This window comes from uncultured Microbacterium sp., assembly GCF_947489255.1.
GTDB classification, from domain to species: Bacteria; Actinomycetota; Actinomycetes; order Actinomycetales; family Microbacteriaceae; genus Microbacterium; species Microbacterium phycohabitans.
In genome coordinates, this window is record NZ_CANLCY010000003.1 from 271,661 (window position 1) to 282,624 (window position 10,964).

General features: G+C 71.4%; 10 protein-coding genes and 1 other RNA gene. 4 read left to right on the forward strand and 7 right to left on the reverse strand.

The genetic code is table 11. The annotated features are described in order from the left end of the window. Positions 1-27: 27 nt before the first annotated feature. Genes Q0818_RS08570 through Q0818_RS08585 form a run of 4 tightly spaced genes read right to left on the reverse strand, consistent with a single transcriptional unit; the run spans position 28 to position 4,061 of the window. Positions 28-1,185: an amidohydrolase family protein gene (locus tag Q0818_RS08570; RefSeq protein WP_298873574.1), complete on the reverse strand. Its 1,158-nt coding sequence runs from the start codon at positions 1,183-1,185 to the stop codon at positions 28-30. After that, positions 1,185-1,970: a glucosamine-6-phosphate deaminase gene (nagB, locus tag Q0818_RS08575; protein WP_298873576.1), complete on the reverse strand. Its 786-nt coding sequence runs from the start codon at positions 1,968-1,970 to the stop codon at positions 1,185-1,187. The genes Q0818_RS08570 and nagB overlap by 1 nt, the downstream gene beginning before the upstream one ends. A gap of 49 nt (positions 1,971-2,019) precedes the next feature. Continuing rightward, positions 2,020-3,579: a PTS transporter subunit EIIC gene (locus Q0818_RS08580; protein WP_298873578.1), complete on the reverse strand. Its 1,560-nt coding sequence runs from the start codon at positions 3,577-3,579 to the stop codon at positions 2,020-2,022. A gap of 32 nt (positions 3,580-3,611) precedes the next feature. Next, the gene (locus Q0818_RS08585) at positions 3,612-4,061 is read right to left on the reverse strand and encodes a PTS glucose transporter subunit IIA (protein ID WP_298873580.1); all 450 of its coding nucleotides are present in this window, start codon (positions 4,059-4,061) and stop codon (positions 3,612-3,614) included. A gap of 167 nt (positions 4,062-4,228) precedes the next feature. Here Q0818_RS08585 and Q0818_RS08590 point away from each other — a divergent pair, with 167 nt between their 5' ends. Further along, entirely contained in the window at positions 4,229-4,975 is a 747-nt protein-coding gene (locus Q0818_RS08590) for a GntR family transcriptional regulator (RefSeq protein ID WP_298873582.1), read from the forward strand. Between the two features lie 75 nt (positions 4,976-5,050). Here Q0818_RS08590 and Q0818_RS08595 read toward each other — a convergent pair whose 3' ends face one another. Both Q0818_RS08595 and pta read right to left on the reverse strand, forming a co-directional pair. Further along, entirely contained in the window at positions 5,051-6,277 is a 1,227-nt protein-coding gene (locus tag Q0818_RS08595) for an acetate kinase (RefSeq protein WP_298873584.1), read from the reverse strand. Next, positions 6,274-8,418, reverse strand: coding sequence for a phosphate acetyltransferase (gene pta, locus Q0818_RS08600; protein WP_298873586.1), 2,145 nt, complete (start codon positions 8,416-8,418; stop codon positions 6,274-6,276). Before pta ends, Q0818_RS08595 begins: the two co-directional genes overlap by 4 nt. 88 nt (positions 8,419-8,506) lie before the next feature. Here pta and Q0818_RS08605 point away from each other — a divergent pair, with 88 nt between their 5' ends. The 3 genes from Q0818_RS08605 to Q0818_RS08615 all read left to right on the forward strand — a co-directional run bounded on the left by Q0818_RS08605 (position 8,507) and on the right by Q0818_RS08615 (position 10,734). After that, positions 8,507-9,184, forward strand: coding sequence for an NUDIX domain-containing protein (locus Q0818_RS08605; RefSeq protein ID WP_298873590.1), 678 nt, complete (start codon positions 8,507-8,509; stop codon positions 9,182-9,184). 135 nt (positions 9,185-9,319) lie between these two features. Further along, entirely contained in the window at positions 9,320-9,952 is a 633-nt protein-coding gene (locus Q0818_RS08610; protein WP_298873591.1) for a DedA family protein, read from the forward strand. Next, a complete protein-coding gene (locus Q0818_RS08615; RefSeq protein ID WP_298873592.1) occupies positions 9,949-10,734 on the forward strand; it encodes a hypothetical protein in 786 nt (261 codons plus the stop codon). The genes Q0818_RS08610 and Q0818_RS08615 overlap by 4 nt, the downstream gene beginning before the upstream one ends. Before the next feature lie 50 nt (positions 10,735-10,784). Here Q0818_RS08615 and ffs read toward each other — a convergent pair. Further along, positions 10,785-10,881, reverse strand: an RNA gene (ffs, locus tag Q0818_RS08620) — signal recognition particle sRNA small type. Positions 10,882-10,964 lie beyond the last annotated feature (83 nt).

Sequence of the window (10,964 nt, forward strand, 5' to 3'; positions counted from 1 at the left end):
GTAGTGGCGGGGCGGCGCTGCGAGGGGCTACCGCGCGGCGACCGAGAGGGCGCGTCCGCCGATCCAGACCTCCGACGGATGCCAGTCGGCATCCCACTGCACGAGGTCGGCCACCGCGCCCTCGGCGACGTGACCGATGTCGGTGCGGCCCAGCGAGCGAGCGGCGTTCTCGGTGCACGCCGAGAGGACGGCCGCGGGGTCGAGCCCCGCGGCGATCATGCGGCGCACGCCCTCGTCGAGGACGATGCCGGCCCCGGCGATCGTGCCGTCGCGCCGACGCCCGAGCCCGTGGGCGTCGTTGGCGACCGGTTGCCCGCCGAAGTCGCACCAGCGGCCGGGCTCGAGCCCGGCCGTGACGATCGCGTCGGTGACGCCCACCGTGCGTCGCCCGGCCGAGGCGAGCACGAGGGAGACCACGCTCGGGTCGAGGTGCTGCGCGTCGATGATCGTGCCGACGAAGAAGCGGTCGTCGGAGAGCACGGCGCCGGGAACCCCGGGCTCGCGGGGTTTGAGCGGACGCTGCGCGTTGAAGACGTGGGTGGTCATCGTGGCTCCGGCGTCGCCCGCCGCGTGCACCTGCGCCGCTGTCGCGTCGCTGTGCCCGACCGCGACGACGTACCCGTCCGCCGCCAGTCGACGAACGGCCTCGAGCGCACCGGGGAGCTCGGGGGCGAGGGTGACCGTGCGCAGCGCGGCGCGCGCGGCGGGACGCTCGAGCAGGGCGTCGAGGTGGGCGCGGGAGGGCGCGAGCATGAGATCGGCGCGGTGCGCGCCCTTGCGCGCGGGCGAGAGGAACGGACCCTCGAGATGCGCGCCGAGGACGCGCGCCACGGGCTCGTCGGCGAAGGCCTCTCGCGCGTGACCCACGCGCTCGAGTGCGGCGACGGTGTCGGGCAGGGGCGCGGTGATGACGGTCGGCTCGATCCCCGTGACCCCCCGCGCGGCGAGCCCCGCCAGGAGGGTCCGCCACCCCGCCTCGTCGGCGGCCGCGACGTCGACCCCGAACGAGCCGTTGACCTGGAGGTCGAGCATGCCCGCGGTCACGACGCCGTCGACGACGTCGTGGTCGACGATCTCGTCGCCCGTCGCCGGGCGGATGCGGGCGATCCGCTCCCCGGCGATCTCGAGGACCACCGGGCCCACGAACGCTCCGCCGATCAGCGCTCGAGCGGCACGCAGGCGCATCACAGCTCCTGCCCCGCCGGCTTTCCGGCGTAGGTCGCGCGGTAGTAGTCGACGAACGCGAGCTGGCTCGCGGCGTCCTCGTCGACGACGACGGTCGCGTGCGGGTGCAGCTGGAGCACCGACGCGGGCCACCGTGCCGACACGGGCCCCTCGACGGCCTCGCGCACCGCTTGCGCCTTGCCGCGGCCGAAGCCGAGCATGATCGCGTGACGACTGTCGAGGATCGTCGCCAGCCCCTGGGTGAGGCAGTGGGTCGGGACCTGGTCGATGTCGCCGTCGAAGAACCGGGCGTTGTCCTGCCGGGTGCGGGGGGTGAGCGTCTTCAGGCGCGTCCGACTCGCGAGGCTCGACATCGGCATGTTGAAGGCGAGGTGCCCGTCGGTTCCGATGCCGAGAATCTGCAGGTCGATGCCTCCCGCTGCGCGGATGAGCTCTTCGTAGGCGGGTCCGGCCTCCAGCGGTGCCACGTCGAGATCGCCGGGACCGACGATCGCGTCGGGGGCGAAGTCCACGTGCTGCTCGAGCTCGGTGCGGATGAATTCGCGGTAGCGCTCGGGGTGCCCTGCGGGCAGCCCGACGTACTCGTCGAGCAGGAACGCCCGGACCCTCGCGAAGCTCAAGCCCTCGTCGCGATGACGACGTGCGAGCTCGCGGTACACCGGCAGCGGCGTGGAACCGGTGGCCAATCCCAGCACCGCCGACGGGGTGGCGTGCAGCAGCGCCGAGTAGGCGTCCGCGACGACGCGGGCCGCGTCTTCGGGGGTGGGGACGACGACGACCTCCATCAGCGGCCCCCTCTCGCTCGGGCGCCGCGGGCGCGGCATCCGGTGTTCATCACAGCACCTCGAGGATGTCGTTCTTGAGCATCTCGGCGCGGGGACCGAAGACGGCCTGCACGTTGTCGCCGACCTCGAGCACTCCGGCGGCACCGAGCTGCCTCAGGCGAGCGTGGTCGACGAGCGTGCGGTCGGCCACCTCCATGCGCAGGCGGGTGATGCAGGCGTCGACGTGCTTGAGGTTCTCGCGTCCCCCGAACGCGTCGATGAGCTGCTCGGCGGTGGAACCCTCCGGGGCGGGATCCGGGGCCACGGCGGTCGCCGAAGGCGCTGCGAGCGGAGCGGCGGTCGCGGGATCCGCGTCGGCGTCGACCACGGGTGCGTCGGCCGTCGGGGCGGAGAGGTCTTCGCGGCCCGGGGTGCGCAGGTTCCACTTCTTGATGACGAGGCGGAACAGCAGGTAGTAGACGCCGAAGTAGATCACCCCCATCACCACCAGCAACCAGACGTTGTTCGCCGCCGGCGCGGTTCCGTACAGGAGCAGGTCGAACAGGCCGGCCGAGAACGAGAATCCGAGGTGGATGTCGAGGAGGTAGGCGACGGCGAGCGAGATGCCGGTGAGCACCGCGTGCACCACGTAGAGCGGAAACGCGACGAACATGAACGCGAACTCGAGCGGTTCGGTGATCCCGGTCAGGAACGCGGTGAGGCCTGCGGCGCCGAGGATGCCGATGGCGGCCTTGCGCTGGGCGGGGTTGGCGAGGTGGATCATGGCGAGGGCCGCGGCGGGAAGACCGAACATCAGAACGGGGTAGAAGCCCGACGTGAGGGCACCGGCGGTCGGATCCCCCGCGGCGAAGCGCGTGAGCTCGCCCGTGACGATGCTTCCGTCGCCCTTCGTGTACGACCCCTGCAGGAACCACACGTACGAGTTCAGGATGTGGTGCAGGCCCACGGGGATGAGCATGCGGTTGGCGAAGCCGTAGACGAACGCACCGACCGCGCCCGTCCCGCCGATGAAGGCACCGAGACCCGTCAGGCCGGTGTCGAAGATCGGGTAGAAGTAGCTGAGCCCGAACCCGACGACGAGGCTCGCGAGCGAGACGACGATGGGCACGAAGCGGCGTCCGCCGAAGAAGCCCAGGTAGGACGGCAGTTGGATCGTGTGGTACCGGTCGAACAGCCACGCTGTGAGCAGACCGATGACGATGCCGCCGAAGACGCTGTAGTTGATCTGCACCTGATCGCCCGCGGCCGTGGTCTGCCCGGCGAGCACGACCGGCGACATCGCCTTGAAGACGTTCGCGAGAACGAGGTAGCCGACGACGGCGGCCAGCGCCGTCGACCCGTCGGCCTTCTTGGCGAAGCCGATCGCGACGCCGACCGCGAACAGCAGCGCGAGGTTGTCGAAGAGGGCACCGCCCGCGGCGCTCATCGCCTGGAAGAAGGGGCCGATGACCGGCAGGTCGATCTGGCCCAGCAGGTCGGGCTGACCGAGACGGAGCAGGATGCCGGCCGCGGGCAGGACGGCGATGGGGAGCATGAGGCTCTTGCCCAGGCGCTGCATCTGCGCGAAGCCCGGGATGCCGCGACGGCGCGCGGTGGGGACGGTGGTCATGACGTGTTCTCTCTCGACGGTGACGGAACGGATCAGACGGACAGGAGCGGAGCGCCGGGGGCGATCTGGCTGCCCTCGGCGGACAGGAGCGACACGTCATCGGCGGAGCGCTCGAGGACGACGACGGGGACGACACCGGACAGGCCCGCGGCGCGGATCGCGGGGACGTCGTAGGCGATGACCGGGGTGCCCGCCGCGACGCGGTCGCCCTTCGCGGCGAAGGGCGTGAAACCCTCGCCCTTCAGCTGGACCGTGTCGAGCCCGAGGTGCACGAGCACGGCCAAGCCGTCGTCGGTCACGACGACGAAGGCGTGCGGGAAGACCTGGAGCAGGGTCCCATCGACCGGCGACACCGCGTCGACGACCTCGAGGGGCGGGTCGATAGCGACGCCGGGACCCATCGCCCCCTGGGCGAACAGCTGGTCGGGCACGTCGGCGAGCGGCAGGACGACTCCGACGAGCGGGGACAGGATGACGGTCACGGGGACTCCTCGGGGGCGGCGGTTCGACGGTACGCACCAGCGGCCGTCGCCTAGGTTGGGAAAGATCAGATCGTCTTCGCCCGACCGACCACGTGGCCCGTACTGGTACGTACCAGTGAAGGTACTGGTCGCCACCGGGCGTGTCAACACCGAAAGTCGACGCCGTCATGCCCCGTCTCCGCGATGCCGACACCCCGCCCGCCGTCACCGCCGGCCCCATCCCCAAGCACGCCCAGCTGCGGGCGATCCTGCTGACCGACATCGGCACCACCTGGCCGGCCCACGCCGCCATCCCCTCGGAGCGCGAGCTGTCGACCCGTCACGGCGTGAGCCGCGCGACCGTGCGCGAGGCGCTGCGACAGCTGATCGAGGAGCAGAAGCTGTACACCGTGCAGGGCAAGGGCACCTTCGTCGCCGGAGAGCGCGTGCAGTCGCAGCTGCACCTCGCCTCGTTCACGGAGGACATGCGTCGACGGGGCATGGTCGCCACGACCCTGGTCCGTCGCGCCGAGAAGGCCGCGCCACCCCTCGACGTCCGGGCGGCGCTCGGCCTCGACGAGGGCGAGCAGGCCTGGTCGATCGAACGTCTGCGCCTGGCGAACGGCATCCCGATGGCCCTCGAGGTCGGGTGGTACTCCCCGCGGGTCGCGGAAGACCTCGGCGAGCAGGACCTCGGCACGTCGCTCTACGGTCTGCTGGCCGACAGGTACGGCGTGCGGATCGATGCCGCCGAGCAGACGGTGTGGACCGAGGCCGTGGACGATTCCGTCGCGGAGGCGCTCGCGGTGGCTCCCGGTGCACCGGTGCTGGTGTTCCGCCGCACGTCGCGCGCCGGCGGCCGTGCCGTCGAGCACGTCACGTCGTGGTACCGCGGCGATCGCTATCAGGTGCACATGGCGCTGGCCGGAAGCTGACGGCGCCGGCCGCGACCGGACGCCGCGGTCACGGCGATCGACGAATCACCCTGCCGCCGCCGGGCGTCGGGGCGCTCAGGCCGTGACCGATAGCGTCTGCCGGGCGATCTCGAGCTCTTCGTCGGTCGGCACGACGATCACCTCGACGCGCGAGGCATCGGTGGAGATGCGACGGATGCCGCGCTCCCGCGCCGCGTTGCGCTCGGGGTCGATCTCGACGCCGGCGAAGCCCAGGGTGGCCATCGCCTCCGCCCGGACGGCGGGGGCGTTCTCCCCCACTCCCGCGGTGAACGAGATGACATCGACGCCGTCCAGCTGGGCGAGGTACGCGCCCGCGTAGGCCCGCAGGCGGTGGATGTAGACGTCGAAGGCGAGCCGTGCGGCCGGGTCGCCGGCATCCCGTCGCTCCTGGATGTCGCGCATGTCGGACACCCCCGCGATGCCGAGCAGACCGGACCTCTTGTTGAGCAGGGTGTCGAGGTCGGCGGTCGACATGTCGGCGCGGCGGGCGAGCTGCAGGAGCACGGCGGGGTCGAGGTCGCCCGAGCGCGTGCCCATCACGAGCCCCTCGAGCGGGGTCAGACCCATCGACGTGTCGACCGACCGGCCGCCCTCGATCGCCGCGACGGACGCGCCGTTGCCGAGGTGGAAAACGATCTGCTTCAGCTCGCCGAGCGGGCGCCCGACGAAAGCCGCAGCGGCCTCGCTGACGAACTTGTGGCTGGTGCCGTGGAACCCGTAACGGCGGATGCGATGCGCCTCGGCGATCTCGCGGTCGATCGCGTAGGTGTAGGCCTCGGGGGCGAGCGACTGGTGGAAGGCGGTGTCGAAGACGGCCACGTGCGGGACGTCGGGGAAGGCCTTCTTGGCCGCGACGATGCCGGCGAGGTTCGCGGGGTTGTGCAGCGGCGCGAGCACGGACAGCTCGTCGATGTTGATCTCGACCAGCGGCGTGACGACGGTGGGGGCGAAGAAGCGCGCCCCGCCGTGCACGACGCGGTGGCCCACGGCGACCGGCGGGTGCGCGTCGAGCGCGGGTCCGTGCGCGGCGAAGGCCTCGAGCATGACGGCGAAGCCGGCGGTGTGGTCGGGGATCTCGCGCTCGATCGTGTACGTGGCATCCGTCACCGTCGGCGCCGGGCCCTCAGCAGACGCGAGAGCGAGGATCGTGTGCTTCGCGACCCCGGTGGGCTCGCCGATGCGCTCGACCAGGCCGGAGGCCAGCACTTGCTCCCGCGCCATGTCGAGCAACTGATACTTGAACGACGACGATCCGCTGTTGACGACGAGCACGACGCTCATTCGGGGCTCCCCTGGGCCTGGATCGCGGTGATCGCGATGGTGTTGACGATGTCGTCGACGAGCGCGCCGCGCGACAGGTCGTTGATGGGCTTGTTGAGCCCCTGCAGCACCGGTCCGATCGCGACGGCGCCGGCCGAGCGCTGCACGGCCTTGTAGGTGTTGTTGCCGGTGTTGAGGTCGGGGAAGACGAAAACCGTGGCGCGACCGGCGACCTGGGAGCCGGGCATCTTGGCCTGGGCGACCGCCGCGTCGGCGGCGGCGTCGTACTGGATCGGTCCCTCGACGAGCAGCTCAGGCGCGCGTTCTCGCACGAGGGCGGTCGCGGTGCGCACCTTCTCGACGTCGGCGCCGGTGCCCGACTCTCCCGTCGAGTACGACAGCATCGCCACGCGCGGCTCGATGCCGAACTGCTCGGCCGTGGCGGCGGAGGACACCGCGATGTCGGCGAGCTGCTCGCTGGTGGGGTCCGGGATGACGGCGCAGTCGCCGTAGACCAGGACGCGGTCGGCGAGCGCCATGAGGAACACGCTCGACACCACCGAGACGCCCGGAGCGGTCTTGATGATCTCGAAGGCCGGGCGGATGGTGTGGGCGGTCGTGTGGGCGGCGCCCGAGACCATGCCGTCGGCGAGGCCTAGATGCACCATGAGCGTGCCGAAGTACGACACGTCGGTGACGGTGTCGGCGGCCTGGGCGTAGGTCACGCCCTTGTGGGAGCGGAGCCGGGCGTACTCGGTGGCGAACTTGTCGACGTGCACGGCGTCGAAGGGACTGAGCACCTCGGCGTCGCGGATGTCGATGCCGAGCTCGATCGCGCGGCCGCGCACCTCGATCGGTTCGCCGAGGATGGTGAGGTCGGCGATGCCGCGCGAGAGCACGGTCGCCGCCGCGCGCAAGACGCGGTCGTCGGTGCCCTCGGGCAGCACGATGCGGCGCTTGTCGGCGCGCGCCCGGTCGACCAGGCCGTACTCGAACATGAGCGGGGTGACGACGCTGGGGCGGGCGATGCCCAGCTCCCGCGTGAGCAGTTCGGTGTCGACGTGCCGCTCGAACATGGCCAGCGCGGTGTCGTATCGGCGCTGCGAGTCGGCCGCGAGGCGCCCGCGCGTGTTCATGATGCGCACGGCGGTGTCGTAGGTGCCGAGGTCGGTGGCGATGATCGGCAGCGGGGAGCCGAGGCCGTCGATGAGCCGCACGATCGCGTCTGGCAGCTCGAACCCGCCGTTGAGGACGACGCCGGCCAGCGAGGGGAAAGTCCCCGAGGCGTTGGCCAGGAGCGTGGCCAGCAGCACCTCGGTGCGGTCGGCCGGGATGACGATCACCGCCGACTCCTTGAGGCGCGGCAGAACGTTGACCATCGACATGCCGGCGACGACCACACCCAGGACCTCGCGGGTGAGCAGTTCGGGGTCGCCCTTGATGAGCTCGCCCTCGACCGAGCGCAGCACGCCGCGCATGGAGGGGGCGATGAGGAAGCGGTCTTCGGGCAGGGCCCACACGGGCACCGCACGACGCTCGCCGGTGGGGCGCACGGGAGCCGCGTCGATGATGTGGCGGACGGAGGCGATGATCTCGTCGAGGTGATCGGGATCGGCGCGGTTGACGATCGCGGCGAACACCTCGGCTCGCTCGTGCAGCAGCTCGGAGACCGCGAGGGTCGCGATCTGGCCGACCTCTTGCGGGGTGCGGGCGACCGAGAGGCCGAGGGTCTCGCCCTGCCCCTGCTGTGCGCGCCCGCCCAGCACCAGCAGGACCGGGGCGCCGAGATTGGCGGCGATCCGCGCGTTGTAGGCGAGCTCGGCGGGACTGCCCACGTCGGTGTAGTCGCTGCCGATGACGACCACCGCGTCGCACTGCGCCTCGACGGCCTTGTACCGCTCGACGATGCGCCCGAGGGCGGCATCGGCGTCGTCGCGCACGTCGTTGTAGGTGACCCCCACGCAGTCGTCGTACGCGAGGTCGACGCCGTCGTGGTCGAGCAGCATCTCGAGCACGTAGTCGCGCTCGGCGGTGGAGCGCGAGATCGGCCGGAAGACGCCGACGCGCGGCGTGACCCGGCTCAGCGCGTCGAGGACGCCCAGGGCCACGGTGGACTTGCCCGAATGACCTTCGGCCGACGTGATGTAGATGCTCTGCGTCACGCGTCCAGCCTAGAGCGGGCCCCCGACACCGCTCCGGGGTTGCTTCGGCGTCGAGTGATCAGGACGACCGACGCCTAAGCTCACCCTCGTGACCTCCGAGCCCGCACGACCCGGCACGACCGTCCCCGACCACCGTGGCCGCACCGGCCTGCACCTCACGGGTCTCGACCTCGACCGCAACCCGCGCGTGGAGGTCGCCGACGTGCGTCTGCTCGCCGCGGGCTGGCATGTGCTGCGCGCGACCACGTTCCGCTACCGCGGTGACGACGGCCTGTGGAGCACGCAGACGCGCGAGACCTACGACCGCGGCAACGGCGCGACGATCCTGCTCTACGACCCGGCCCGTCGCACCGTCCTGCTCACCCGCCAGTTCCGTTACCCGGTGTACGTCAACGATCACCCCGACGGCATGCTCATCGAGACCGCGGCGGGGCTCCTCGACGACGACGATCCGGTGACGGCGATCCGCCGCGAGGCGGAGGAGGAGACCGGTGTCCGCGTCGACGAGGTCGAGCACGTCTTCGACGTCTACATGAGCCCGGGATCCGTCACGGAGCGCCTGCACTTCTTCGCGGCCGCCTACGACGGATCCAGGCGCCAGGGCGACCGCGGGGGCCTCGCGGAGGAGGACGAGGAGATCGAGATCCTCGAATACGACATCGACGACGCCCTGTCGATGATCCGCGACGGATCGATCCAGGATGCCAAGACCATCATGCTGCTGCAGTGGGCGGTGCTGGACGGACCGTTCGCCCGCCGGCGCTGACCCCCGCCGAAGACCTCACCCCCTCGCGCCGTCGATTCTTGGCGCCGTCTGGGTGAGGCTTCTCTAGGCTCGTCTCGGTCGGGGCGCGCGCCCCCGACGCCGCGGCGGACTCCGCCGACGATCGGAGGATCGCCCGTGACCGCCCTGAACCCCTTCGATGCCGCATCCGTGCTGCAGGCGTTCGGCCCCTACGTGCTCGCCGGTATCGCCCTGCTGGTGTTCATCGAGTCGGGGGTGCTGTTCCCCTTCCTGCCCGGCGATTCATTGCTGGTGACGGCGGCGATCCTCAGCGACCCCCTCGGCATCGCCGCCTGGCAGGTGGCCCTCGTCGCCTCGCTCGCCGCGTTGGCGGGCGATCAGGTGGGCTTCTGGCTCGGCCGCCGGTTCGGGCGGCGCCTGTTCCGCGACGACGCGCGGCTGCTGACCACCGCGCGTCTCGCCGAGGCCGAGGCCTTCTTCGCCCGGTGGGGCGGCCTGTCGCTCGTGGTCGGCCGCTTCGTCCCCATCGTGCGCACCTACGTCCCCCTCGTCGCCGGCGCAGCCGACATGCCCTACCGCCGCTTCCTGGTGTGGAACGCCGTCGGCGCCGTCGGATGGTCGTGCGCGATGACGCTCGTGGGCGTGCTGCTGGGCGGCATCCCGTTCGTCGCCCACAACATCGACGTGCTGGTCATCGTGATCGTCGCGGTATCGGTGCTGCCGGTGGTCATCGCGGCGGTGCGGCGACGGCGACGCGCCGCCCGCGCGGCAGAGGAAACCGGGGCATGAACCGACAGTCGCGCTCGCGCGTTCCCGAACCCACCGCGTCGTTCTGGGTCGTGAAGGTGCTGACGACCGGGATGGGTGAAGCGGTGTCCGATTTCCTCGTGACGCGATTCGACCCCGTGCCTACCGTACTGCTGACCGCGCTCGTCTTCGTCGTCGTGCTGGGCGCGCAACTGCGCCTGCGCCGCTACGTCCCGGCGATGTACTGGGCGGCGGTGTCGATGGTGGCGATCTTCGGCACGATGGCCGCCGACGTCGTCCACGTCGCCCTCGGCATCCCGTACGCGGTATCGACGCCGGTGTTCCTTCTGGCGCTGGCCCTGGTCTTCGTCGTCTGGCACCGCGCGGAGGGCTCGGTCGACGTGCACGACGTCACGACCGATCGACGTGAACTGCTGTACTGGGCCGCCGTGATCACGACCTTCGCAGCCGGTACCGCCGCCGGCGACCTGCTCGCCTCGACCGCCGACCTCGGCTACCTCGGCGGGGCCTTCTTCTTCGCAGCGGTGATGGCGGTCATCCTGGGCCTGCGCTCCGCCCGGCTCGCGGGGCCGGTCGTGGGGTTCTGGGCCGCGTACGTCGTGACGCGCCCGCTCGGGGCGTCGATCGCGGACTGGCTCGGCGTGGAGCCGGGACGCGGAGGCCTCGGGTGGGGATCCGGAACGGTCGGAGGCATCACCCTGGTGCTCATCGTGCTGCTGGTGTCGGCGCTGAGCGTGGGAGCCGGACTCCCGCGCGGCTCTTCCGTGAGCAACGGACCCCTCCGCCGCGAATCCGGCACCTGAGGACCCCACGAGAGGACCCACCGTCTCGGGACCGCCCGGCATCCGGGCAAAGAAAAGACCCTCCGCGCACCCGGTAGAGCCTGGTTACCCTTGCTACGTTTCCGTCCTGGGGGAGTTGGCCGGGATACCGCCACGCGGAGAGCCGAGTACAGCCTACCCGACCCGCGGAGGCGCTCCCACCCGCGGAGATCGTGAGCACGACGAAGCGGCCGGGGTGCGCATCGCACCCC